Annotated in this window: 22 protein-coding genes; 11 read left to right on the top strand and 11 right to left on the bottom strand. The window is 62.1% G+C overall.

The features are described from left to right. Positions 1-12: 12 nt before the first annotated feature. Complete coding sequence (locus tag V8352_RS12625; RefSeq protein ID WP_336424653.1) at positions 13-342, bottom strand: DMT family transporter; 330 nt, start codon at positions 340-342, stop codon at positions 13-15. Between the two features lie 349 nt (positions 343-691). On the opposite strand from V8352_RS12625, the gene V8352_RS12620 reads away from it, so the two are divergent. The 3 genes from V8352_RS12620 (at position 692) to V8352_RS12610 (ending at position 3,783) form a co-directional block, all read left to right on the top strand. Continuing rightward, positions 692-1,090 (top strand): c-type cytochrome, encoded by a 399-nt coding sequence (locus V8352_RS12620; RefSeq protein ID WP_336424652.1) that lies wholly within the window; start codon positions 692-694, stop codon positions 1,088-1,090. Between the two features lie 66 nt (positions 1,091-1,156). Further along, complete coding sequence (locus tag V8352_RS12615; RefSeq protein WP_336424651.1) at positions 1,157-2,611, top strand: 2Fe-2S iron-sulfur cluster-binding protein; 1,455 nt, start codon at positions 1,157-1,159, stop codon at positions 2,609-2,611. Next, the gene (locus V8352_RS12610; protein WP_336424650.1) at positions 2,608-3,783 is read left to right on the top strand and encodes an NAD(P)/FAD-dependent oxidoreductase; all 1,176 of its coding nucleotides are present in this window, start codon (positions 2,608-2,610) and stop codon (positions 3,781-3,783) included. The genes V8352_RS12615 and V8352_RS12610 overlap by 4 nt, the downstream gene beginning before the upstream one ends. Positions 3,784-3,866: 83 nt before the next feature. Here the strand turns inward: V8352_RS12610 and V8352_RS12605 are convergent, their stop codons facing one another. Together V8352_RS12605 and V8352_RS12600 are read right to left on the bottom strand one after the other, a co-directional pair. Then, positions 3,867-4,427: a cobalamin B12-binding domain-containing protein gene (locus V8352_RS12605; protein WP_336424649.1), complete on the bottom strand. Its 561-nt coding sequence runs from the start codon at positions 4,425-4,427 to the stop codon at positions 3,867-3,869. A gap of 421 nt (positions 4,428-4,848) precedes the next feature. Beyond that, positions 4,849-5,436 carry a riboflavin synthase gene (locus tag V8352_RS12600; RefSeq protein WP_336424648.1) on the bottom strand — a complete coding sequence of 196 codons (588 nt, stop codon included), beginning with the start codon at positions 5,434-5,436 and terminating at the stop codon, positions 4,849-4,851. A gap of 156 nt (positions 5,437-5,592) precedes the next feature. On the opposite strand from V8352_RS12600, the gene V8352_RS12595 reads away from it, so the two are divergent. The 3 genes from V8352_RS12595 (at position 5,593) to V8352_RS12585 (ending at position 10,174) form a co-directional block, all read left to right on the top strand. After that, positions 5,593-6,885, top strand: coding sequence for a capsule biosynthesis protein (locus tag V8352_RS12595; RefSeq protein WP_336424647.1), 1,293 nt, complete (start codon positions 5,593-5,595; stop codon positions 6,883-6,885). 164 nt (positions 6,886-7,049) lie between these two features. Further along, positions 7,050-8,156, top strand: coding sequence for a polysaccharide biosynthesis/export family protein (locus V8352_RS12590; protein ID WP_336424708.1), 1,107 nt, complete (start codon positions 7,050-7,052; stop codon positions 8,154-8,156). Further along, positions 8,156-10,174 carry a capsular polysaccharide biosynthesis protein gene (locus V8352_RS12585; protein WP_336424646.1) on the top strand — a complete coding sequence of 673 codons (2,019 nt, stop codon included), beginning with the start codon at positions 8,156-8,158 and terminating at the stop codon, positions 10,172-10,174. Before V8352_RS12590 ends, V8352_RS12585 begins: the two co-directional genes overlap by 1 nt. 159 nt (positions 10,175-10,333) lie before the next feature. Here the strand turns inward: V8352_RS12585 and efp are convergent, their stop codons facing one another. After that, the gene (gene efp / locus V8352_RS12580) at positions 10,334-10,897 is read right to left on the bottom strand and encodes an elongation factor P (RefSeq protein ID WP_336424645.1); all 564 of its coding nucleotides are present in this window, start codon (positions 10,895-10,897) and stop codon (positions 10,334-10,336) included. Between the two features lie 216 nt (positions 10,898-11,113). On the opposite strand from efp, the gene V8352_RS12575 reads away from it, so the two are divergent. Together V8352_RS12575 and V8352_RS12570 are read left to right on the top strand one after the other, a co-directional pair. Further along, positions 11,114-11,437, top strand: a complete 324-nt coding sequence (locus V8352_RS12575; protein WP_138935153.1) for a DUF6280 family protein — start codon at positions 11,114-11,116, stop codon at positions 11,435-11,437. A 159-nt stretch (positions 11,438-11,596) separates the two neighbouring features. Further along, the gene (locus V8352_RS12570; RefSeq protein ID WP_336424644.1) at positions 11,597-13,048 is read left to right on the top strand and encodes a cobyric acid synthase; all 1,452 of its coding nucleotides are present in this window, start codon (positions 11,597-11,599) and stop codon (positions 13,046-13,048) included. Positions 13,049-13,102: 54 nt separating this feature from the next. Here the strand turns inward: V8352_RS12570 and V8352_RS12565 are convergent, their stop codons facing one another. The 4 genes from V8352_RS12565 to V8352_RS12550 all read right to left on the bottom strand — a co-directional run bounded on the left by V8352_RS12565 (position 13,103) and on the right by V8352_RS12550 (position 17,750). Continuing rightward, positions 13,103-14,182, bottom strand: coding sequence for a hypothetical protein (locus V8352_RS12565; RefSeq protein ID WP_336424643.1), 1,080 nt, complete (start codon positions 14,180-14,182; stop codon positions 13,103-13,105). 78 nt (positions 14,183-14,260) lie between these two features. Continuing rightward, positions 14,261-15,718, bottom strand: coding sequence for a TolC family outer membrane protein (locus tag V8352_RS12560; protein WP_336424642.1), 1,458 nt, complete (start codon positions 15,716-15,718; stop codon positions 14,261-14,263). Positions 15,719-15,797: 79 nt separating this feature from the next. Beyond that, positions 15,798-16,451, bottom strand: a complete 654-nt coding sequence (locus tag V8352_RS12555) for a protein-L-isoaspartate O-methyltransferase family protein (RefSeq protein ID WP_336424641.1) — start codon at positions 16,449-16,451, stop codon at positions 15,798-15,800. 168 nt (positions 16,452-16,619) lie between these two features. Next, a complete protein-coding gene (locus V8352_RS12550) occupies positions 16,620-17,750 on the bottom strand; it encodes a UDP-N-acetylglucosamine 4,6-dehydratase family protein (protein ID WP_336424640.1) in 1,131 nt (376 codons plus the stop codon). Positions 17,751-18,277: 527 nt separating this feature from the next. Here V8352_RS12550 and V8352_RS12545 point away from each other — a divergent pair. Then, entirely contained in the window at positions 18,278-19,381 is a 1,104-nt protein-coding gene (locus tag V8352_RS12545; RefSeq protein ID WP_336424707.1) for a lytic murein transglycosylase, read from the top strand. Between the two features lie 75 nt (positions 19,382-19,456). On the opposite strand, the gene V8352_RS12540 is transcribed toward V8352_RS12545, so the two are convergent. The 3 genes from V8352_RS12540 to V8352_RS12530 all read right to left on the bottom strand — a co-directional run bounded on the left by V8352_RS12540 (position 19,457) and on the right by V8352_RS12530 (position 20,768). After that, positions 19,457-19,711: a hypothetical protein gene (locus V8352_RS12540; RefSeq protein ID WP_336424639.1), complete on the bottom strand. Its 255-nt coding sequence runs from the start codon at positions 19,709-19,711 to the stop codon at positions 19,457-19,459. Positions 19,712-20,272: 561 nt separating this feature from the next. Next, positions 20,273-20,554, bottom strand: coding sequence for a hypothetical protein (locus V8352_RS12535; protein WP_336424638.1), 282 nt, complete (start codon positions 20,552-20,554; stop codon positions 20,273-20,275). Next, positions 20,544-20,768 (bottom strand): DUF1127 domain-containing protein, encoded by a 225-nt coding sequence (locus tag V8352_RS12530; protein ID WP_336424637.1) that lies wholly within the window; start codon positions 20,766-20,768, stop codon positions 20,544-20,546. Before V8352_RS12530 ends, V8352_RS12535 begins: the two co-directional genes overlap by 11 nt. A 130-nt stretch (positions 20,769-20,898) precedes the next feature. On the opposite strand from V8352_RS12530, the gene V8352_RS12525 reads away from it, so the two are divergent. Then, positions 20,899-21,813: a LysR family transcriptional regulator gene (locus V8352_RS12525; protein WP_336424636.1), complete on the top strand. Its 915-nt coding sequence runs from the start codon at positions 20,899-20,901 to the stop codon at positions 21,811-21,813. A gap of 300 nt (positions 21,814-22,113) precedes the next feature. Next, the coding region (locus V8352_RS12520) for a PAS domain S-box protein (protein ID WP_336424635.1) at positions 22,114-25,645 on the top strand (3,532 nt) is incomplete at its 3' end.

Here is a 25,645-nt window from a genome sequence, read left to right as displayed (position 1 = left end):
ACAGCGTCGCCGTCAGTGGCTGGTCGCGTTTGAAAATAGGTTGATCACCGCGATTCCAGCAATGATCATCGCCATCCCGATGACTGCGGCAAGGTCCAGTTTCTGCCCGAAAACGACATAGCCGATGAAGGCGATAAAGCAGATGCCTAGACCCGACCAGAGCGCATAGACAATGCCCACCGGCATGACCCGCAGCATCAGCGCCAGCAGGTAAAAGGATATGGCATAGCTCGCCACCATGACGATCGAGGGGCCGATACGGGTGAATTGCTGACTTGCCTGCAACGCCGAAGTGCCGATGGTCTCGAACAAAACTGCCAGCGCCAAGTAGAGCCAATGCATCAGGGCCTCCTAAAAATCTGGGCAAGCCACCTGCGTGCGCCCCGTCGTGTCTAACTGTACTGCCGGTCGGAAGAGAGCCGCCTGCGTGGCTGTCGATTGCCCCAAGACCGCTTCTGTCTTCACCGTGTCGCACACCGTTTCGGGTTGCTCAATGCTTTTCAGTTCACGCCTGCCCCGAGGCTGGATGACGAGCCGGATAGAGATTGGCCTATGCCTTGGTAACCCAGAAATCTGGGCAAAAGATGATATGGCCCCCTCATCCCGGCCCGTGCCAGCACACCGGATTGACCCTGATCAATGAGATTCCAGCATTTCCATGCCATGATCACTCCATAACAAGGAGGTTGCCATGCGAAGTTTATTTGCAGGGGTGTTACTGACGACAATGGTTGGCTGGCCCGCCACGGCTCAGGACGTGTCAGAGGGCAAGCGACTGTTCGAGAGTAGATGTGCGACGTGCCATGGGATCAACGCGGATGGAGACGGGCCCATGGCGCCCGCCTTGCTGTTGCAACCGACCGATTTGACGCGCCTGGAGCGTAAGAACGATGGTCAGTTCCCTCTCAAAAGGGTTGTTTGGCGGATCGATGGGCGTGATCCACTGGTCAGCCATGGCTCGCCGATGCCTGTCTACGGGGACTTTTTCGAAGGGCGGAATACAGTCCTGAAAAACACCTCCGGACAATCTATCACGACCAGCCGGCCCATTGCCGATCTTGTCGTCTGGTTGCAATCGGTACAGCAATAGCTGAACTTGCAGCCGCTTACCTTTTTGCGGCTGAAGTGAACGACAATGACTCAATCTCCATCCCGCTTGCCTCATGTTGAGCGTGAGCCTGTCACGATCTCCTGGAACGGCAAGCCAGTGAAGGGTCTTCAGGGCGACACCGTCGCCGCAACGCTCTATGGGCAAGGTATTCGCGCGTTTACGAAATCGCGAAAATTCCACCAACCGCGCGGTTTGTCAGGCAGCTTTTCCGCCGGTCATCTGGCTTCGGTGAATGGAATTCCGCATTCTCGTCTGGATCGCGTGGCGACGGCACAGAACCAGTGCGTCGAGATGGAGAATGTTTGGCCATCGGCCAAAGTCGATCTGCTGAACATGGCACGACTTCTTCCACGAAAGATGATCCGCGCAGGGTTCGAGCACCCGCGTTTCATCCCCGATGGCTCCTTTGCCTGGAAGTCTTGGGAAAAATTTCTGTGGCATATGGCTGGCGAGGCCGATCCACCCGAGGTCAACGACCTGGATGCGATCCCTGGTCGGCGCATCAAGGCCGACACCCTGATCATCGGGGGTGGTCCCGCGGGATTGGCAGCCGCCCAATCGGCTTCCGGCAGCGTTGTGCTCGTGACACGATCCCGCGACGTCGGCGGCATGGCATTCGGACGTGACGCCGCATCTTTATCGCTGCCCGGCACGGTGACGGTTTTGACCGACCACGAGGTATATGGCCTTTTCGATAATGCGCGGATTGCCATGGCGGCGCCCAACAATCCGCAAGAGCCGGGCGTTCTGATCGAAGCGGATCGTGTCATCCTCGCGACCGGTACGCGATCCGTTCCGCCCTTGGTGGCCGGTGCCGCCCTGCCTGGCGTTCTGGACGCAAGAACGGCCCTGCACCTTGCTGCAAGACACGGCGTTTCGCCAGGACAGCGTGTTTTGGTCATCGGCACGCGGTCGGGGCAAGCGATTGCGGAAAACTTGTCGCAACTGGGGTGTAACATCATAGATTTCATAGATGTTTCCGATGTAGAGCGGATCGAGGGGCATGGTTCCGTTTCTTCAGTCCGCACCCACGGCCGAAAGATTGCCTGCGACGCGGTTGTTCATGCCGGGCCATGGCGATCCGATCCTTCACTGGGTTTTCAGGCGGGCGCGGACGGTGATCTTCGCCTGACGGCCGGGGCCCTGCCTGACCACATCTCACTGACAGGTGCCTGCGGCGAGCCGAACGAGGCTGTCAGCTTTAGCCGCGCGCTTGACCGACGCGCCTTGGTTTGTCCTTGCATGGACGTGACGGTCGACGAAATCCTGGATCTTATCAAACTTGGCGTCACGCATATCGAAGAGCTTAAACGACGCTCGACCTGCGGGATGGGCACCTGTCAGGGTGTGCCATGCTGGGATTACCTCGCCGCTGTCATTGCCGATGCAACCGGCAAGTGCCCCGATGACATCGGTCATCCAACCTACAGGCCGACCCGCGCGGCATTGACCATTGGGCAGGCAGCGGGACTGGCCGACATCACGGAGGTCGAGACATGACCGCGCGCCTACCCAAGCGGTGCGAGATAGTGATCATTGGCGCAGGAATCCAAGGGCTCCTGCTCGCTTTTAATCTGGCCGAACGTGGCAAGAGGGATATCCTCGTGCTCGACGCGGGTTACTGGCAGGGCGGCGCGTCGGGACGAAACGGAACCCTTGTGCGGAGCGGGTTTTCGTCGCCCGAATGGATCGGGCTTTTTCACCATTCCGTCGAGCAGTGGAAGGCCCTGTCCTCGCGTCTGCGCCGAAACGTCATGTTCACCCGCCGTGGCTACAGCGTCATTGCCGAGTCCGACAAGTCCCGCGCGATGCTGGAAGTCGCCCACGAGAACCAAAAGGCGCTCGGAATCAAGACAGAGATGCTGAGCAGTCTCCGACTGAAGGAGATTCTGCCGGCCATCGAGCACCAACGCGTCAGCGGCGCGATACATCTGTCTGACGGGGGCACCGCGCCGCACCACGCTGTCATGAAGGCGGCGCTGGACGTGACGCGGGCGCAAGGTATTCAGGTTCACTACCAGACTGCAGTGACCGGCATCGAGACGACTGACGGCCGCGTGTCTGCCGTGCAGGTTGGCGACGCGCGGGTTGAGGCCGATCTGACCGTCATCGCCGCAGGGGGGCAGTCGACCGACCTTGCCAATATGGCGGGGGTAGACCTCGAAGCCATGCCGTTCCGGATCGAAGCGGCGGCAACTGAGCCTCTGCGACCGCTGATCTATCCGGCCGTCGCTCTGGTCGATCGCATGACCTATCTGCATCAGACGGCGCGGGGTGAAATCGTTGGTGGCAGCGAGTTGCCCGGGGAAAGCGCCAAAAGGAACCTTAAATCCACCGCCTACGTCCTGCCGCGCTATGCCAAGCACTTGCTCGAAATGTTCCCACAGCTCCGGAATATCCGCGTGCTCAGGCAGTGGTCAGGCTACCTCCATCCGGCCCCGGACGGCGGCCCACTGCTGGGGCCACATCCGGACATTCGTGACCTGTGGATCAACGCTGGCTGGACTTATGGTATAGCGGGCGGACCGGGCGCGGCGGACCTCATGTCCAAGGCCATCGCAACCGGCGAGATCGATAGCCGCATGGCCGCCTTTTCGGTCGACCGGTTTCGCCGGGGAAAGCCATGCCTGGAGGCATCAGCCGTCATCGATAACGCCAGCTCCGCGAGCTGATGCGGTCTGTATTCACTGTGATGGCCAGAAACGACCGGGTCAGGGCGCCGATTACGCTCTGGCGCGCGGACTGGTGGGATCGCTCAAGCTGTCTCTACTTCTGCGCCGCTGATCTCCAACGCGCAGAGGCGAATTGCGTCATCTATATCGGTCGCGACATGATCGGCGCCCGAGAGATCTTTGATGTCGAGACTTGTCTTTGTGACGGTGCCCCCAATCAGGACGGGTGCATTCTTTTTCATGACACGCCGTGACGCGTCGACGAGGGCGCGCAGATCACTCATGTGAGGTCCAGGCGAAGTCGAAATCATCGTGGCCTGCAAATTCGCCTTGCGCATGCGGGGCTCTACAGAAGCGACAGTTGCCTCCAGTATCAGGCTGACGCCAAACCCCCGGCGCCTCAGTTGACTGCTCAACAAGATGGCGCCAAGCGTATGCTGCTCCCCGGCGGGAACGACTATCAAGATGCCCGGCACATCGGCGGCCGTTGGGGAATCCGTGGGTGCAGGCTCCAGCAGCCGCACCAACCACTGTAGACGGGCAACACCCACCGTTGTGGACGCGAAGGTGACATGATCCTCAGACCATTCATCGCCTAGCGTACGAGCGACGGCGGGAATATAGCGGTCGGTAAGGTCATCCAAGCTCACACCGGCGCTTCTGATGTCAGAACAGGCAGACCGACACTCCGCCGAGCATGAGCTCAGCACGGCTGCCTTCAATCTCTCCACGTGTTGCGACGCAAGGGGCGCCACATTCTTCGTGTCCGCGGATTCAGGCTTTTTAGACATCGTGCGCCACCTCAAAAATCAAAACCCTGGCCTCGCTTCTGCGTCTGGGCAAGGTATCGCCTTATAGTATTGTTTTGGCTGAAGGAACCAACGCTCCGGAGCGGCCTGCTGTTGGCCGGCAGGATGGTCTAACTTTTATGCCTGATCAAGCTTTGCGACCAGCTTCGCGCCTCATTTTCGTCAGGGCGCGCTTGACGCCCAGCCCCAACGGCGAAGCCTCCGGCGGGAGTATTTCACGAACAATGAAAGAGCTGGAGGCGAACAGCAGCGCTTTTCAGTCGAATTCGCGCAGGCGCGCGACGTAGCGGGCCATTGTGTCGATCTCGAGATTGACGGCATCGCCCACCGCGGCGCGGCCCCAGGTGGTGACATCCTTGGTATGAGGGATGAAATTGATGCCGAACGTGCAGCCATCCACCTCGTTGACCGTAAGCGACGTGCCGTTGAGCGCAACCGAGCCCTTGGGCGCGATGAAGCGCGCCAGATCGTCCGGAGCTGTAAGGGTGACGCGCGTGCTGTCCCCCTCGTCCTGCATGGCCGTGATGCGCGCGATGCCGTCGACATGGCCCGACACGATATGTCCGCCCAACTCATCCCCGACCTTGAGCGCGCGCTCCAGATTGACGGTGCGGCCCTCGGTCCAATCAGGCAGGTTGGTCTTGGACACCGTCTCGGCCGAGATCTGAACGTCGAACCAGTCACTGCCGGTTTCGATCACTGTCAGGCAAACACCGTCGCAGGCGATCGAGGCACCGAGGGCGACGGTGTCCATGTCATAGCCGCAGCCGATGCGCGCGCGCAGGTCGCCCTGCTGATGAAGCGTGCGGATGGTGCCCTGATCGGTGATGATGCCGGTAAACATGGGGATGCGTCCTTGTCTGATCTGTGGCACGGACGTAGCGGTATGGGCGGCGCCGGGCAAGGCAGTGCGCGGCATTTGTCTTAATTTCGCCCCGTTTGCGGCGTAGTCTACGGCGTGTAGCGGGATTTGGTAAGTTTTAGCGAGTATCAGCGGACCATGAGCAACATCGCCGGCACGCATCATGTCTTTTTGTTCCTGCAAGGGCCTCATGGGCCCTTTTTCGCCAGACTGGGGCGCATGCTGCGCCGGGCCGGGGCGGATGTGTGGCGCGCCGGATTCAACGCGGGCGACAGTCTGTTCTGGCCTGACCGGGCCAGCTACCTGCCCTACAAGGGCGCGCCAGACGATTGGGCTCCGGCGCTGAAGCGCATTCTGACCGAAAAGGGCGTGACCGATATTGTCCTCTATGGGGACACCCGCCCCATCCATGCCGAGGCAGTCAGACAGGCGCGCGCGCGCGGGCTGCGCATTCATGTCTTCGAGGAGGGGTACATGCGCCCCTATTGGGTGACCTATGAACGCGGCGGCGCCAACGGCAATTCGCGGCTGATGGAGCTGAGCGTCGAGCAGATGCGCGCCGATCTGGAACAATCGGACATGGACAGCGCCCTGCCACCTGCCAGCTGGGGCGACATGCGCCATCATGTCTTCTACGGTGCGCTCTATCACTTCTGTGTGCTCGCGCTGAACTGGCGCTATCGCGATTTCAGGCCGCACCGGTCGATTACCGTGCGCAAGGAATTCGGCCTCTACCTCAAGCGCCTTCTGCTGATGCCGGTGCAGGCTATCGACCGCCGGCTGGCGACATGGCGCATTCGTCATGGCGGATTTCCCTATCATCTTGCGCTGTTGCAACTGGAGCATGACAGCAGTTTCCAGATGCATTCACCCTTTGAGACGATGGCCGATTTCCTGGAAACGGTGGTGACCGGGTTTGCGCATGGCGCACCGCAGCATCATCACCTCGTGGTCAAGGCGCATCCATTGGAGGACGGCCGCGTGCCTGTGCGGCGCGATCTGCGCCGCCTTGCGCGCGCGCATGGGGTCGCGGGGCGCGTGCATTACGTGCGCGGTGGCAAGCTGGCGCAACTTCTGGACGAGGCGCGCAGTGCCGTCACGGTCAATTCAACCGCCGCGCAGCAGGTGCTCTGGCGGGGCATTCCGCTCAAGACCTTCGGCGCGGCCGTCTATGCCAAGCCCGAATTCGTGTCGACCAAACCGCTTGCCGACTTCTTTGCCGGGGCCGAGCGCCCAGATCGCAAGGCATACACCGACTATCGGCGCTATCTGCTTGAAACCAGCCAGATCGCGGGCGGTTTCTACTCGGCCCGAGGGCGGCGGCAACTCCTGCGGCAGGCGGTCGACATGATGCTGAGCGCGGATGATCCCTATGATGCCCTCAGCAGCGGGACCGCGGCACCGAGGCAACAGTTGCGCGTGGTGACATAGGCCCTTGCGCGCGTTGCGCTTTATTTTCGAATTCTTTTCGTCTACCGTCAAAAAAATGATACGCCGCGAAGACGGCGAAATAAGAAGATCGAGGCAGGAAATCAGGTCGAGGAGACCGAGCAGTGAATATCCAAACAAGCCGATGGGCGCGGGCCGTCGCGGCCATGGCCATTTCAATGGTCATCGCATCTTGCAGCGTTCTGCCGCAAGTTGGACCCAGCAAAAAACAGATCTACGCTGGTTCGGTCCAACGCTCGGGCGATGCATTTGTCGTTTCGGTCAACGACCGGGTGACGCGCGCGACCGCAGTTCAGCCCGCACTTGGCTTCAGCGACAGTTTCCGCAATGCGGGGCAACTCGGCTCTGACACGATCAACGCAGGCGACACGCTGGGCCTGACGATCTGGGAGAACGTCGATGACGGCCTGCTGGCTGGCGAGGCGACCAACCAGACCATCCTAGAGGAAGTGCAGGTCGACGGCAGCGGCTTCATCTTTGTGCCCTACGCGGGCCGCATCCGCGCGGCGGGCAACACGCCCGAAGCGATCCGCCGGATCATCACCTCCAAGCTGGACGAGCAGACGCCCGACCCTCAGGTGCAGGTACGGCGCCTCGCCGGTGACGGCGCGACCGTGTCGCTGGTGGGCTCTATCGGGGCGCAGGGCGTTTATCCGATCGAGCGACCGACGCGCACCTTGTCGGCGATGCTGTCGGCGGCGGGCGGTATCGTGATCCCGCCCGAGGTGGCGCAGATCACCGTCCTGCGCGGCGGCGAACGCAGCAAGGTCTGGTTTCAGGATCTCTACAAACACCCCGAATTTGATATCGCGCTGCGCGGCGGCGACCGTATCCTCGTCGAACAGGACACCCGTGCGTTTACCGCACTTGGCGCGACAGGCGCGCAGTCGCGTGTCACGTTCGAGACGCAGACCCTAAGCGCGATAGAGGCGATTGCCACTGTCGGCGGTCTTCAGTCGGCGGCAGCTGATCCGACTGGCGTCTTTATCCTGCGCAACGAGCCTGCCGAGATCGCCAATCAGGTTCTGGGCCGCAACGATCTGATCGGCGATCAGCGGCTTGTCTATGTGCTGGATCTGACCAAGCCCAACGGCATGTTCATGGCGCGCGATTTCTCGGTGCGCGATCAGGATACGCTCTACGTCACGGAGGCTCCCTTTGCCCAGTGGAGCAAGGTCATCGGCGCGCTGACCGGCACGCTGGGTGTGATCGGCAGTGTAGATACCGCATCCACGGCCCTTGGCGGCGACTAATGCACGCCGATCGCGAATGTGATCCCGCCGGGGCCGAAGGGCGCCGGCGGGTTTTCTATTTCAACGGCGGTTTTCTGCGCCAACCCCGGCTGAAGCGTATCATGACGCTGGCCGGCCATGACATGCGCCTTGGCTGGCCGGACGCGGGCGACAGCGTCGCGGTCTGGGGTCATAGCCCTTATGCCAAGCGCGGCGAGGCCGTGGCGCGGCGCACCGGTGCCAGCCTCATCCGGCTCGAGGATGCGTGGCTGCGGTCGGTCCACCCGGGCCGCAGCGGTGGCGCGCCTCTCGGCCTGCTGATCGACACGCGCGGCGCGCATTTCGATCCCTCGCAGCCTTCGGATCTCGAGCATATTCTGGCCACCCATCCTCTGGACGACACGGCGCTCATGAACCGCGCGCGCGCTGCCGTCCTTCGGATACAAGAGGCACATCTGAGCAAATACAACGCCTTCATGCCCACGGCGCCCTGCCCCGATCCGGGATATGTGCTGGTGATCGATCAGACCGTGGGCGACGCCGCCGTGCGTGTCGGCGGCGCGGATGCCAACACGTTCCGCGAGATGCTCTATTACGCGCAGGAGGATAACCCCGGCGCACGCATCCTCATCAAGACACACCCCGAAACACTGCAAGGCCACCGCGCGGGCTATTTCGGGCCAGAGGACACCGGCCCGAACATCGCGCTGCTGCAGACCCCTGTCAGCCCGTGGTCCCTTCTGGAGGGCGCGATTGCGGTTTATACCGTGTCCAGCCAGCTAGGCTTCGAGGCGATTTATGCCGGACACAAACCGCGCGTCTTTGGTCGTCCGTTCTACACCGGATGGGGCCTGACGGAAGATCGCAGCCCACTGCCACTGCCGCGACGCGGCCGGACACTCAGCCGGGCGCAGCTCTTTGCGGCGGCGATGATCCTTTATCCCAAGTGGTATGATCCCTATTCCGACACGCTCTGCGAGGTCGAGCAGGCCATCGGCACGCTCGAGGCGGCGGCCCGCGAATGGCGCGAGGACCATCGCGGTTGGCGCGCCCATGGCATGCGCCTGTGGAAGCGGGGACCGCTGAGCGCCGTCTTCGGCCGCCATGCGCGCATGACCTTTCAGGGTAACGCGCCCAGCGGCGCCCGCCACATGGTCTGGGCGGGCAAGGCCGATGAGGCGCCCGAGGAGGCTGTGCGTGTCGAAGACGGCTTTCTGCGCTCGCGCGGCCTCGGAGCCGAGCTGGTTCCGCCCCTCTCACTGGTGCTGGACACGCGCGGCATCTACTACGATCCGGCACGGTCCAGCGATCTCGAACATTGGATCATCCGCCGAAGTGTAATGCGCCCGGACCAAACGCAGCGGGCCGAGGCATTGATGACGCGCATCGCATCCCTGGGCGTGACCAAATACAATCTGGGCGGCACACGTCCCCATCTGCCGAAAGGGCACCGCATCCTCGTGCCCGGACAGGTCGAGGATGATGCGTCGATCCGGACCGGCGCCGGGCGGATCTGCACGAACCTCGCCCTGCTCGCCGCCGCGCGCGCCGCCAATCCTGATGCGATCCTTCTCTACAAACCGCATCCCGACGTTGAGGCGGGCCTGCGGAGAGGCGCCATACCGCAGCAGGAGGCGACAGAGCTGGCGGACATGGTGCTGACAGGCTCCGATGCCGCCGCCCTCTTGCAAGAGGTCGATGAGGTCTGGACGATGACCTCGCTCATGGGCTTCGAGGCGCTGATGCGCGGGGTGCCGGTCACGACCACCGGCGCGCCATTCTATGCAGGCTGGGGCCTCACGCACGATCTGGGCGCCATTCCAGCGCGCCGGTGCGCGCGCCCCACCCTTGCCGGCCTCGTCCATGCCGCGCTGATTGATTATCCGCGCTACTTCGATCCGCAGAGCGGCCTGCCCTGCCCGCCCGAGGTTGTGCTTGCCCGTCTGGCCTCCGGCGCTGTGCCTCATCCCGGCCCAGTCAATCGGGCCTTGTCCAAACTGCAAGGCCTCTTTGCCTCGCGCGCCGCGCTCTGGCGCTAAGGCCTTCCAGCAAAAGCCCGGATCACAGCGTCTATCGGTGTCCAGTGCACACCATCACCGATGCGCCGCCCCGCCTTTGGAAAAGCAAAGCGCCGCGGCCTCCACATGGACACCGCAGCGCTTTCATTGTTCTGAAAATACTCAAGCCTTCGCGCCGCCTCAGGCGCGCTCGGAATATTCCATCGTCTCGGTGTTGACGATGATCGCCTCATCCTGACCGACAAAGGGCGGCACCATGACCTTGACCCCATTGTCGAGAACGGCGGGCTTGAAACTGTTGGCCGCAGTCTGACCTTTAACCACCGGCTCGGTTTCGACGACAACGCAGGTCACCTTTTGCGGCAGCGTGGCGTTCAGCGCTTCGGACTCGTGATACTCGATATGGACGGTCATGCCATCCTGCAAGAACGGGCGCCGCTCGCCCAGGATCTCGGCGGGCAGTTCGATCTGCTCGTAGGTCTCGGAGTCCATGAACACCAGCATTCCGTCCACTTCGTACAGGAATTGCTGGTCTTTCTGCTCGAGGCGCACACGCTCGACCTTGTCTGCCGAGCGGAACCGTTCGTTCAGTTTCGAGCCGTTGCGCAGGTTGCGCATCTCGACCTGGGCAAAGGCGCCGCCCTTGCCCGGCTTGACGTGATCGACCTTCACAGCCGACCAGAGGCCGCCATTATGCTCCAGCACGTTTCCGGGGCGGATCTCGTTTCCGTTGATCTTGGGCATTATGTCAAAATCCCGACAAAAGGTTGATAGAATTCCGCACGACCCTATATCTGGTGATAGGCAATGGGGCAAGCCAACGATATATCGCGTCGTGACGGCCCCAGCCATGCAAAAGGCGCATAAGAGGTATGCATATATGCTCTATCCGAATCGCCTAAACTCAGTCATAACGAGCGACATGCCGAAAACACAAGACTAATAAAACAAGGACGAACCATGAAGGATTTCGTTGACGGCGCCGCCTTCAATAACGAGCAAGGCAATCGCGCACGCAAACTTTTCGCAGCCGTCGTACTGGCTGCACTCGATGATGCCATTTCTGACGACAAGAAGTATGGAAACGGCCCTGATCAAATAGCGCGTTGGGCGCGCTCGCGCGACGGGCGTGAGGTGCTTTCCTGTGCCGGAATCGACCCGAACGAACGCGTCGTATCGGGCCTGATGGATTTCGTGTCGAAGGGTGTGCGCACCTCTGTCGCGCTGTCGCGCGAAGAGAGCGAGCGTCGCCACGCTGCTGCTGCGCAGGCCGAAGCCGCCTGAGCCAACTATCCGTGCTGAACAAGCGCACCAAGGCCCTGCCCTCCGCGGCGGGGCTTTGGCGTTTTTTAATGGTGCGCCACCTGCGTGTTTCGCCGTTGCGACTTCCCTCCGGGGGCGGCACTCCGTAAACCCGGCTCAGGCTTCAGCACGGAATGGCACATGACGCGGGCAATCATGATACAGGGCGCAGGCTCGAACGTCGGCAAGTCCATGCTGGTTGCAGGGCTTGCGCGTGCCTGCATCCGGCGCGGGCTTAGCGTGGCACCTTTCAAGCCGCAGAACATGTCGAACAACGCCGCCGTCACCTCGGAGGGCGGCGAAATCGGCCGCGCGCAGGCATTGCAGGCGCGCGCGGCGGGGCGCGCACCTCATACGGATATGAACCCCGTTCTGCTCAAACCCGAGAGCGAAACAGGCGCGCAGATCGTTGTGCAAGGCCGCGCCATCGGCAGTTGGCAGGCCCGCGCCTATCCACAGCGCAAAGGCGAATTGATGCACGCCGTGATGCAGAGCTTCACACGCCTCAGCGCAACCGCCGATCTGGTGCTGGTCGAGGGTGCGGGCAGCCCGGCCGAGATCAACTTGCGCGCGGGCGACATCGCCAACATGGGCTTTGCCGAGGCCGCGGGCGTGCCCGTGGTGCTGATCGGGGATATTGACCGGGGCGGTGTGATCGCCCAGATCGTTGGCACGCAAGCTGTGCTCGCACCCGGCGATGCGGCGCGGATCAAGGCGTTTGCCGTCAACAAGTTTCGAGGGGATCCGCGTCTCTTTGACGATGGGCTGACGGCCATCGAGACACGAACCGGATGGCCCTCACTGGGCGTGATCCCCTGGTTCGAGGATGCGTGGCGCCTGCCAGCCGAGGATGCGCTGGACATCGTTGAGCGGCCTGGCGGTGATCTCATCGTCGCAGTGCCGCGCCTTGGCCGGATCGCCAATTTCGATGATCTGGACCCGCTCAGCGCCGAGCCGGGCGTTTGCGTGCGCATGATCGAGCCGGGGCGCGCCCTGCCCGGCAACGCGGATCTGATCGTGATACCCGGCAGCAAATCGACCATAGCCGACCTGGCCGCGTTTCGCGCCAATGGCTGGGACATTGATCTGGCCGCGCATGTCCGGCGCGGCGGTCCGGTGCTGGGCCTGTGCGGTGGCTATCAGATGCTCGGCCGCCGCCTGTCTGACCCCGACGGCGTCGAAGGGCCGGCATGCACGGTGCCCGGCCTTGGACATCTGGACGTCGAGACGGTTCTGCAACCCGCCAAGCGCCTGTCACTTGCCACCGGCCGGCACCCCGGCAGCGGCGCCGAGATCAGCGGTTACGAAATCCACATGGGGCAGACGACAGGCCCTGATTGCGCGCGCCCATGGCTCGAGATCGGCGGCGCGCCCGAGGGTGCAAGCAGCGCAGATGGGCTCGTCCTTGGGTCGTATGTTCACGGGCTGCTGGCATCGGATAGTTTTCGGGCGGCCTATCTTGCCACACTGGGCGGCGCATCGACCGTGCAGTTCGAGGCGAGTGTCGAGGCCACGCTGGATGCGCTGGCAGATCATCTGGAGCAGCACATGGACATAGACCGCCTGCTGTCACTGGCAGAAGTGGTGGGCTGACAAGTAGGGCAATGCCTGCAACCGCCGCAGATCAGCGGCGCAGGCGGCCAGAAGCTAGTCCAACTCCTGGCTCGCCAGCGCGCGATGTATTTCGCGGCGCACGAGTTTGCGCACGTTCCGCGTGATGCGCTCGCCCAGTGCGCCCTGAAGCTCCTGCCGAACGATGTCGGCGACCAGATCGCGCAGCGCATCCTCGTCGAGAAACTCATCGCTCCCAGCGAGAAAATCCGCAGTGTCGCCGCGCGCCGCCCCTGCGGCCATTGTATCGCTCTCTTTCGATCCGCTCTCCGGCGCGGCGAAATTATGAGGAACATCGTCGTCCTCATCGCCCGCATCATCGCCGCTTGCGGCGGTGGGTCGGTTGGCGGCCTTGGCAATCGCATCCTCAATGGCCTGCGCTGCGTCATCAATGGGTCCGCTCTGCGCCTCTGCGTCGTCATCACCGGGGGTGTAATCCTCCCAAGGGAGAGGTGAGACGGTGCCGCCGGAATTATCGCCCGTATCGGGGCTGTCAGGCTCCCATTGGTCGGACTGGCGCGCCACCACCTCCTCCAGCTCGGCCACGCGCATCTTCAGCGCATCGGTGCGATCGATGGGCTCATCGCCTGACTTGAGCGGACCGGCCTCCGGTGAGATCCGATCGGCGTCCGGCGACGGATCATCGCCACCCGCAATGTCGTTCTGGGCCACGTTGCTATCGACTTCATCGCCGAATTCCGATGAGTCAGCCCCAGACTCCTCGTCCTGCGCCGGGTCGTTCAGGTCCGCCTCATCCCAGTCTGCATCCCCTTGCCCGGATGTCCTGATCTCGTCCGCCGGGTCGTCATCCTCCCTGTTATCGGCCAGAATCTGATCCCCATGGGACTGACCCGGCTCTGGGGCGGGGTCGATCACGCGGTCGCTCTCGGTCAAATCCAACGGTGCCGGAGCATCGACGCTGCCCGAGGTATCAGCCGCCGCGTTGCGCGCGGCCTCATCGACGCGCAGCGATGGCGTCAACACCAATCTGTCAGGTTCGGGCGAAGGTTTCGTGGCCTCTGCCTCCGGCTTCAGGGCGCGCCCGTCGTTCGATACAAGGCGCCGGATCGACGACAGCACATCCTCGATTTCGACATTCGTGACGGGATCGGACATTGTTTTATCGCCCTCGTTTCTTGCCTCGGCCCCGATGTTACCGGGCCGGAGGGTTTCGCACAACAGATAGGCGCAGTTTTACTGGTTTCCGATCTTGCGCAGCACCCGGTCCAGCGATCTGCCCCGCTCGCTGAGCGCGGCGGGCGCGTCATTGACCAGATTGTAGTAGGCCGAAGGGTCATAGGTCTGCACGGCGAGGTTGAGATTGCGCACCGTCAGCTCGCCCGTGGATTCCAGCACCGAATAGGCCGCGATGATCACATCGGCCTCCGCAGAAATCTGGTTGGCCTGCGCGTCAAGAAACTCCTGCTCGGCGTTCAGCACATCCAGCGTCGTGCGCGCGCCCAGATTGGCCTCCTCGTTGACGCCCTCAAAGGCAACACGGCCCGCGCGGACCTGCTCGGCCGACGCTTCAGCCGAGGCGCGGGCGGATTCGAGAATCGCGTAGGCAACGCCAACATTCTGGCGGATCTGGTCACGGGTCTGGTGTAGCTCGCCCAGCCGGGCATCGCGCTGCGCAAATGCACGGCGCTTGGCCGACGACAACGCGCCGCCCTGATAGATCGGGCCACCGATCTGAATGCCAAAATTGCCGGTCTCGTTTTCGCTATCGCCGTTGAGGCGCTCACTGACCCCGACCGAGGCATTCAGCGACACGCGCGGCTTCATCGCCGCCTCAGCCACGAGCACATTCAGCTTGGCCGCCGAGACATTGTATTGCGCGGCCAGCATTTCGGGATGACTGCGCAGTGCGACCTGCTTGGCCGTTTCTTCGGCCCGGGTCAGGCGCGGCAGGCTGGGCGCCCGCTCGAGGGCGCCGGGGCGCTTGCCGACGACCGAGACATACTCCTCGATCGCGCGCTCCAGATCACCGCGCGCGGTGGCCAGATTGCTGCGCGACAGCGACAGGCGCGCCTCGGCCTGCGCAACATCCGTGCGCGTCACTTCACCGACCTCGAACCGGTCCTGCGCCGCCCGCAGCGATTCATTGATCACACGGACGTTGTTCTCGCGCAGTGCGACAAAGCGGGTATTGCGCTGAACGTTCATATAGGCCTGCACCGCGCGCAAGAGCACTTGCTGCTCGATCCCGATCAGCGACTGGCGCGTTGCAAGGACCAGCTCCTTGGCGGCATCGATACTCAGCGGCGTGCGTCCGAAATCGTAAAGCAGCCACTCGGCGGTGATACCGGCGTTGAGATTGGTCGCGCCGGAACTGGTGTTGCCGAGGCCAGCGCCAGCGCCCACGCCGCCCGAGCGTCGATTGTAAGATCGCGTGATGTCGGTCGACCAGCTGATGATCGGGCGAAGGCCAGCTACCGTGCTGGCCACATCCTCGTCAGCGGCGCGCAACAGGGCGCGGTTTTGCTCCAGCAGGCCGCTGGTGTTGTAGGCCCCGGCCAGCGCATCAGCCAGAGTGTCGGCCATGGCTGCGGGCGCAAAGAGGGAGAGGGCCATCGCGGCCAGCCAGCCGCGTGCGGCCCCGGTGCGAAGGCGCGGCGCCCTGCGCCCTGCCGTCTTGGGTGGGGTCATCATCGGTGTCGTCCTTTCGGCCATGCCAGTTTCAAAACGTACTCGCAAATCATCACGGCGCCCGGCGTTGGGGGGTTTGGCGTTAAAATACAAAGGCTGGTCGCCTTTCAAATCCAGGGAGAACCGGCGCAGATGCATTGAACGCAAAGCGCCAGTTCATCTTGCCATTCAGTTTGTAACCCACACGCACCGAGCCCAGCGCACCATCCATGAAGAGGCAGGCCATCCGTCCGCCCTCTTTCAGTTGGTCGATCAGCGCGTCGGGCACCTCGTGCACAGCGCCCTGCACGGCGATCACATCATATGGCCCATGCTCGGGCGCACCGCCCGCCAGAGGGGCGGCATGGGCGATGACGTTGTCTGCCCCATGTTCCAGCAAAAGGTCCTGGGCTTCGTCGCTCATCGCCTCATCATCCTCGAGCGCGACGACAGCCTCGGCCATCCGCGCCATCACCGCCGAGGAATATCCCAGCGCACTGCCCACATCGAGCACCAACTCGTTGCCGCGGATGTCGAGCGCGTCCAGCATCTTGGCCAGAGTGCGCGGCTCAAGCAGGACCCGGCCCGACCCCAGATCAAGGTTTTCACCAACATAGGCCGCCTCCCGCAGACCGCGGGGCACGAACGCCTCGCGCGGCACGCTCAGCATCGCATCGATGATGGGAAACTTGGTGACATCCGCCGGGCGGACTTGCGTATCGACCATCATTGTGCGGCGCGCGGCATAGTCGGTCATGTCTAAACTCTTCCGTTCAATCTGCTCTGCCAAGTTTTGCCACAGAACCCCGGAATGAGCAACGGCTCTGTGGTTTATTTGGGCCCTTCGCCGGCACGTCCGAACTGCTTCTTAAAGGTGCGCACCACCACTCAATGTCGACGCCGAATGGGTCTCTCATCCAATGGGTTACTCGGCGGCCTCGCGCGACCAGGTGTCATCCTCGCCGCTCAGAAGATCCGCGGCGGGGCCAGCGGGCGTATACCCCAGCGGTGCAGCCGTAATCAGTCCGCGCAGCCCGTTTATGTCATGCATCTGGCAAGCGGTCAGGATATCGTCGAGAAGATCGTCCAGAACTTCTGGCGCAATGCATGTCTCGCTCGCTGTCATGATGCGCGGATGCAGGGTGTGCCCCGAGGTCTCGCCGATCAGCAACTCTTCAAAGAGCTTCTCCCCCGGGCGCAAGCTTGTGAAATGAATGGCAATGTCGCCATCGGCAGGCGCACCATCGACGGCGGCAGCCTCGCCTTCGGGCGGCACGCGGTAGGGCTTCAGCCCGCTCAGCCGAATGATGCGATCGGCCAGATCCACGATCTTGAGCGGCTCGCCCATATCCAGCACAAAGACATCGCCCCCGGTCGCCATCGCGCCAGCCTGGATAACCAGTTGCGCCGCCTCAGGGATGGTCATGAAGTACCGCGTGATCTCAGGGTGCGTCACGGTGACAGGCCCGCCCTGCTCGACCTGGCGGCGGAAACGCGGAATGACCGACCCTGACGAGCCCAGCACGTTGCCGAAACGCACCATGGAAAAGGTCGTCTGATTCTGGCGCCGCGCCGCGGCCTGAAAAATCAGCTCTGCCAGACGTTTGGACGCGCCCATTACATTCGTGGGGCGCACCGCCTTGTCGGATGAGATCAGGATGACCGCCTCGACACCGGCTTCGATCGCGCTCTGGGCAACCGTGACCGTCCCGAATACGTTGTTGCGCAATCCCTCGACGACATTCTGCTCGACCAGGGGAACGTGCTTGTAGGCGGCGGCGTGGTAGATCGTCTGGACCCCGAAACGCGTCAACGTCTCGGTCAGGCGGCGCGGATTTTGCACCGACCCCATCAAGGGCAGAAGCCGCACGTCGAGGCCGCGCGCCTCGATGGTCTCGGACAGCTCGTTGTTCAGGGTGTAGAGCGCCAGTTCGGACATCTCCCACAGGATCAGCGCGCGGGGCCGCTGCTGGATGATCTGCCGGCAAAGCTCGGACCCGATCGAGCCGCCGGCCCCGGTGACCATGACAACCTTGCCCTCGATGCTGGCCTTCATCAGCGCACAGCTGAAGGACGCGCTTGTGTATGCGCTTGAGCTTCAGAAGAAATGTAAGAGCCCCGTTTAGCATTCTGGGTGCAAATTCCTAGCGGTGCGTTCAGAGACCGCTGGCCCGGCAGCAATAAAAAGGAGACCCGGTCAGCCACATGATGGCGCAAATTCCGCCTAGTCTGCGTCAAATGATCCCATAGTTCAACCCTACGGCGAAATTGCGACCAAGGCTCGGCGGTGTTTCGCGCCTGGATCGGGCAGCGCCCTGCCTGCGCAGTCTTCCGGACCGGCAAGAATCCCCCACATAGCGTGCAGGGCCACTTTTGCAGCCGCCAGCAATACCATAGGCTGGACGCAATAATAGCAAAAGCGAGGCAGGCATGACGAGTGATCTCAAGGCGAGCAGCGCGCGCCTTCACGGCGCGGCACAACCCGATGGCGACAGCGCCCGAGCGGCAAATCGGCCTGCGGGCCTGACACGGCGCGGTTTTGGCCTCGCCCTTGGCGCATTCGGCCTATCGGCCTGCGGCGACATGCGCGGCCTGGGCATGGCCGGGGCCGCCGAAACAGGCGGTGCAGCCGTCTCCAAACCCTTGGACGACGACCTGAGGCCCACACCCAATGCCGATTATGATGCATGGGTCGCCTCATTTCGCCAGCGCGCGGGCGGGTATGGCATTTCGGACGCGACGTTGCGGGCGGGCTTTCGCGGGGCCGGTTACCTGCCGGGTGTGGTCAAGCGTGACCGCAACCAGACCGAGTTCACCCGCACGCTCGAAGATTATCTGTCGATCGCCGCCTCGGACGAACGTGTCGCCAAGGGCCGCGCCGCCTTCGCGCGGCACCAGAGCACGCTAAACGCGCTTGAGGCGCGTTATGGCGTCGACGCCGAGATCATCACGGCGATCTGGGGCCTTGAAAGCTTTTATGGTGAGCGCCGCGGAGATGTGCCCGTCATCTCGGCCACCTCGACGCTCGCCTTTGATGGGCGGCGCGGAAGTTTCTTTGAAAAGCAGCTGGTTGCAGCGCTCAAAATCATCCAGAACGGCGATATCGACGCGGAGCGCATGACCGGATCGTGGGCGGGCGCGATGGGTCACACCCAATTCATCCCCACGTCCTACGAACTCTTTGCGGTGGATTACACAGGCGATGGGCGGCGCGATATCTGGTCCGAGGATCCCAGCGATTCGCTGGCCTCCACCGCCGCTTACCTTTCCAAGAACGGATGGAGCCGTGGCACATCCTGGGGCCGCGAGCTGATGCCCGGCGATGCAGCCTCGGGCAACGTGATCCAGCCGCAGCCGGGTGGTCCGCGTTTTGCCGTCACCAGCAACTTCGGTGTGATCAAGCGCTACAACAATTCGGATGCCTATGCGATCGGTGTCGGCCATCTGGCGGACCGCATCGGCGGCGCAGGCCCGCTGCGCAGCACCTTTCCACCAGACGCCACCGGTCTGACCAAGGACGACCGCGTCACGCTTCAGACGCGGCTGACGGCACGCGGCTTTGACACGGGCGGCACCGACGGGGTCGTGGGCCCCAACACCCGCAGCGCCATCAGCGCCTACCAGCGCAGTCAGGGATTGCCCGCCACGGGAGAGCCTTCGCAAGAGCTTTTGCGCACCCTGCGATAAGCGCAGCGCGCGCATCGTTCCATGTCACGCACTGCGCTTCGACAAAGCTGTGATTCAGAGTTTTGGTGGAGCGCTTCAGCGCGTCGGCACTTCGTTCGGCGTGCCGGGTGGCGCTTCATTCGGTCCCCCGGGGGGCACCTCGTTCGGCAGGTCGGGCGGTAATTCCGAAGGCGGTTCGGGCACATCCTCAGGCGGCAGGTCCTGCGGCACTTCCGAGGGCGGCTTTCCCGGCTCGGGACGCCCGGGGTTTGCGGGGCCGGGATTTGGCTCGCCCGGGTTTCCGGGGCGAGGCCCCTCCTGACCGGACAACAATGCATCGACGTATGTCATATGTCTTCTCCGTTTGATCGAGCTTGGTCCAAGCCTCACTCGTCTATCAAACCACCTCGGCGCGGCGCCGGTTCCCATGCCACCGCATGTGCTTGCGACGCCAGAAACAATTACTGGCATCCCTGCGCCTTCTTCATCGCGTCACCAATGCCAGCGGCCATCGGCGCGGGCAGCTCTGCCTTCACCAAGTGCCTGATCAGCTTGCGCGCCCCAATTCGGATGACATCGGATAAGGCGGGCCAGAAAAGCGCGATCGATAAGGCCGCTCAGTGGGCCCGTCTTATGCGTGGGGAAGGTTGGGCCAGCATCCTCGGGAGGAGGTGAGGATGCCGGCCCCTGCGGCAGTCAGCCAAGGAAGGCAGGACTGTGCCGCTCGTGCTGGTTGGTTCCGGGAGGAGTAAGAACCAGCACTTTCTCGGGACGACCGTTGCGCGGAGGCGCAATCAGTCAGAATATTCAGCGCTTGCGCGGTCTTCAGCTTTCGCCGGATTTCTCCGTCATCAGGCTCTTGGCGTAGGCGTTGATGTCAGAGCGCTTGATGCCGATCGCNTTGCGCGGTCTTCAGCTTTCGCCGGATTTCTCCGTCATCAGGCTCTTGGCGTAGGCGTTGATGTCAGAGCGCTTGATGCCGATCGCGTCCAGCTGATGGTCGTTCATCTCGTGGAGGATTTTCTCTACACGGCTGACCTGCACCGAGTGCATCAGCGCCGCACTCATGCGCACCGTGCCCGCTCCGGAGCGCATGAGTGCGGCACCGACCGGCGCTGTCCAGTTGAACAGGTGAACGTCGTTTAAGGTGAAGCGGCGCACGTCGAGTGCGACCTGTTTGATGCTAACTGCCATATGCTGTCTCCCATGCAAGGCGCGTGATGTGGCTGCGGGGAATTCCTAGCTCTGAGAGGTCTCGATCCGGCAGGGCCGAGAGCTCTCTCATTGTCTTGTAATAAAGTCTGCGGCGGCCGATGGCCGCCCGGATACTGCCCACGCATTGCTGAAAAACCATGCGTGTGCCTAGAAAATCGCCGCCGAGTTGTTGAAGTGATTGGGTATCTTTCATGATTACTCTCCGGTGATTGCTGCAGCGCGGAATTTATGCTGCACTGCAGAGGTAGGGGGCTTTGGTTGCGCTCACAACTCACCAAGTCCGCATAGCCGCTATGACAGAATGGAACAGGAGGCCCGCACGGATGGATATTTCGTCCCAGATGCTGCTCTTTGTTAAGGTCGTCGAGCGCGGCAGCATATCCGCCGCCGCGCGCGCTGAGGGCCAGACGCCCTCGGCGGTCAGCAAACAGGTCGGGCTGCTGGAGGATCAGGTTCGCCAGCGGTTGCTGAACCGCACCCAAAAGGGGGTGATTCCGACCCCTGAAGGCCATGAATTCTACGCCAAGTGCAAAGCGCTGGCCGAGAAGTTTGCCGATGCCGAGGCACATATTCAGAGCCTCGACGGATCCCCGCGTGGCAAGCTGAAAATCGCGTCCAGCGTGGCCTTCGGAAAGTCGCAGCTGGTGCCGGTGCTACCCAAGTTCCTCAAGGCTTACCCAGATGTCAGCGTAGAGCTGGACCTGACCGACCGGGGTATCGACATCGAAGCGGAAAGCTTCGACGCGGCCATCTGCTTTGCCGAGCAGCGCAAGATGCCCGACATCGTGGTCCGCAAGCTGATGCAAAGCCACAGGATTCTCTGCGCTGCGCCCGCTTACTTGCAGCACGCGGGCCAGCCAAAGAGCTTTGCGGATCTGGCGCAGCACAACTGCCTGCGGATCGCAGGAAGTCATGAGCGCAACGAGTGGATCTGGCACAGTGATGCCGACAGCGCGATTTTCGAGGCAAAAGGCAACTTCGAGGGCAACAGCACCGACGTGGTCTTTCATGCGACGCTTGCAGGCCTCGGAATTGCGCGGCTGCCGTCCTATCTGGTCGCAGCCAAGCTGCAATCAGCAGAACTGATCCGCGTGCTGCCTGACTATTCCCAGCAGAACGCTGAAATCGCGGTGCTCTTCGCTGACAAGCGCAACCTCGCGCCCAGGATCAGGGTGTTCGTCGATTTCCTCGTGGAGGAGTTTCGCAGCGGCCCCGAACTCTGTCGGGCCGAAGCATAGTCTTGAAACGATCGGGGGCGTTCGGCTGGCTGTTTAAGGCCGGCGAAACCGACGCCGCCGCCGCGGCCAAGCGTGTTCCGGCACACAGGCATGCACCAGAGAATGACAGACCAGTGCGCGCACGATCAACCGGGCTTCATGGAACGATTCCTCGGCCATCCGCCTTCAAACTTGAAAAAACGTCCGAATGCGGTCAGTGTAAGGTTTGATCTGGATATCAATGTGCGTGATGTAATTTTCCTGTTCAATTACATGACGATCCTACCGCTTCGGAGAAATTGAACGACGAGAGGCTTCAGGTTGAACATAGTCACCGACAGCTTCTTTGTGCATCATCCGGATCCGATGTGGGTCTACGCACTGGACACGCTCCGATTTCTGGCTGTCAACGACGCTGCTATCGCCAAATACGGATACTCGCGCGAGGAATTTCTTGCGATGACCATCGCGGATATTCGCCCGGATGAGGATCTGCGGGCCCTGCATGCAAATGTCACGTCGGTCACGGAAGGCCGGGACGAGGCAGGCGTCTGGAGGCACCAGCTGAAATCTGGCGCGGTGATCTACGTCGACATCACCGGCCACACGATCGACCACCACGGTCAATGCGCCGAACTGATCGTCGCGCGGGATGTTTCGCGTTTCGTGATCGCCGAGCAGGCGGCGCAGCACGCGCGCGCGCGCGAAGAGGTGGCACGCCAATCAAGCGATAGGCTGGTTCGGCAGTTTCAGATCATGTTCGACTCGGTGCCGGGCATGTTCCTCGTGTTTTCACCGACCAGTTTTGACGTCGTCGCCGTCAGCGACGCCTATCTTGCGGCGGTAAAGCTCCAGCGCCAGAATGTTGTGGGTCATGGTCTTTTCGACGCGCTGCCAGACCAGCCAGACGACACTGAGTACGCGAAGCTGCGCGGTTCATTTGACCGTGTCATTGCCACGGGCGCACCCGATCTGCTCGAATTTCAGAGCTTTCTGTTGCCCGGCGGCGAAGAGCGCTATTGGGCCGTATCCTGCACGCCGGTGACTGGCCCCGACGACCGCCTCCTTCACCTTATTCTTCGGATGCAGGACGTGACCGACGCAATCGACGCGGTTGGAGGCGATCACGCCGTCGAGGATGGCCTAAGGTTGGAACCGGCGAAGATTGACCTTGTTGCGCACACGCGCGCATTGAAATCTGATAATCTGCACCTCTCCGAGCTTGCCACGAGGCTACGGATCACGCAGCGGCTGCTTGGCACCGGAACCTGGGATTATGCGATTGCCGAAGACCGGCTGAAATGGTCGGATAATGTCTATTGCATGTATGGCACCACTGCCGATCAGTTCGGGCACAGTTTCGAGGATTACTTCGCGCTGGTTCATCCCGATGATCGCGCGGCCTTGCGCGCCAGTGTCGATGAATTCATGGCCTCTGGGGATACGTTTTTTTCCTTTGCTCACGCGGCCCTTCATCCTGACGGGCGCGTCGTTCATGTCCACGGCGTGGCGGAGATAGGCGGCCCTGCCGACGCGCCCGTGCTGCGCGGTGTGGTGCAGGACGTCACCCAAAGCGTCGAGGCGGCGAACGCTCTGGCACATGCGAACAGGATGCTGGAAATCGCGGGCACATCGGCCAAGTTCGGCGCCTGGCACTATGATGTGCAGGCTGACCGGCTGGAGTGGTCGCCCCAGACGGCCCGCATCCACGACGAACCAGACGGATTTTCGCCCTCGCTCGCGGAGGGAATCAACTATTACATACCCGAACACAGACCTCGGATTGCGCATCTGGCCCAGATCTGCCGTGACGATGGAAAACCGTTCGATGAGACATTCCAGATCAATACCGCCATAGGGCGCAGGCTATCGGTTCGTGTGACCGGCGAAGCAGAGCGGGACGAAACCGGCAAGATCATCGCTCTTCACGGATCGTTTCAGGACGTGTCCGAGCTTGTGACGGTGCGCAACCGGGCGGAAGAGTCCGAAAGGTTACTTCAGATTGCCGGGCGCGCGGTCAAGCTGGGCGGTTGGCGGGTGACGTTGGAGGGGCACAAGGTATCCTGGACGGATGGCGTCGCAGCGATCCACGAACTGCCACCCGGCACGCCGCCGACTGTCGGTGACGGATTCGGCTATTTCGCGCCGGAAGAGCGCGAAGCAGCCGTCAAGGATTTCGAAGACTGCGCCAGAGACGGAAAACCTTTCGACACTGTTCGCGACCTGATCACGGCCAAGGGAAACCGGGTTCGGGTTCGCTCGATGGCGGTTCCGGTTACGGATGATAGCGGCAAGATCATCGCCGTGCAGGGCGCGATGCAGGACGTCACAGAACTGACGGCCGCCCAGCGAAAAGCGGACGAGCTAACCACGCGCCTTGCCGAGACGCTGGAGAGTATCGGCGACGCATTCTACATGCTGGACAACGATTGGCGGTTTACCTACCTCAACAGCAGGGCCGCGTCCTTGCTGGAGCGCACGCAAGAAGAGCTGATGGGACGCCGTATCATTGATGAGTTTCCCGAGATTTCGGGCAGCGTGTTCGAAACCGAATATTCACGCGCCTTCAGCACTGGCGAGACCGTGCGCATCGAACAGCTCTATCGTCCGCTTGGCCGCACCTTCCGCGTCAGTGCGCATCCGACTCCCAACGGACTTGCCGTCTACTTCTCTGACATCACCGAAGAGCGAAGGCAGACCGTAAAGTTGCGGCTGCTGGAAGCTGCCGTCGCGCAGATCAACGATATCGTCATCATCACGAAAGCGGGGACGGCGGACGCGCCCGGCAACTCCACGATCGTTTATGTCAACGATGCCTTCGAACGCATCACTGGCTATACCCGCAAGGAGGCAATCGGTCAGACACCGCGCATCCTCCAAGGTCCAAGAACGCAGCGCTCCGAATTGGAACGCATCAGGACGGCAATGGCAACGCAGTCGCCGGTGCGAGCAGAACTCATCAACTATACGAAAGACGGTCGGGAATACTGGCTGGAGCTCGACATCGTGCCCATCACGAACGACGCGGGGGCGGCAACGCATTTCGTTGCGGTCCAGCGCGATGTCACCGATCGGCGTCGCGCCGAGGAGGCATTGCGCCTCTCCGAAACGCGGTTTCGCCTGATCGCGGAAGCTTCGGGGAACACGGTTTGGGATTGGAATATCGCCGAAGGTAGTTTTTGGTGGAGCGGCGGGATGGCGCGGCAATTCGGACATCATCCCGATCCCGAAGACACGTTTCTGGCCGTCTGGCGTGAGAACCTGCATCCCGACGATGAAAAGCGGATCAATGAAACAACAGATAAGCTTCTGGAGGGAGAAATCGACGCAGTTCACGACCGTTATCGTTTCCGCCGGGCCGACGGAAGTTGGGCTGATGTAGAGGATCGTGCTTTTGCGATCCGCGATGGCGAAGGGCGTGCCGTCCGGGTTCTTGGCAGCATGTCCGATATTTCCGACCAGCTGCAAATGGAGGAGCGGCTGCGGCAATCACAGAAACTGGAAGCCGTCGGGCAACTGACTGGCGGCGTGGCCCATGATTTCAACAATCTGCTGACAATCATCATTGGCAATACAGAGCTGATTCAAAGCAATCTCGATGAGGGTGATCCGTTGCGGTATTATGCCGACATCACCGCCATGGCGGCGGATCGTGGTGCCGATCTTACCAATCGGCTTCTTGCGTTTTCGCGCAAGCAGGCGCTTCAGCCTCAGGTGATCGACCTAAATGCCGTGATTACCGGTATGGAGGATATGCTGCGCCGCACGTTGGGTGAGAGCATCGACATCGAGATCGTCCTCGCGGACGGATTGTGGTCAACAGAGATCGACCTTGCCCAAGTCGAAGCCGCGC

This window comes from Roseovarius sp. D0-M9 (genome assembly GCF_037083805.1).
Taxonomy (GTDB): Bacteria; Pseudomonadota; Alphaproteobacteria; order Rhodobacterales; family Rhodobacteraceae; genus Roseovarius.
Note: the sequence above shows the minus strand (reverse complement) of the source record. Positions and strands in the feature narration are given on the sequence as shown.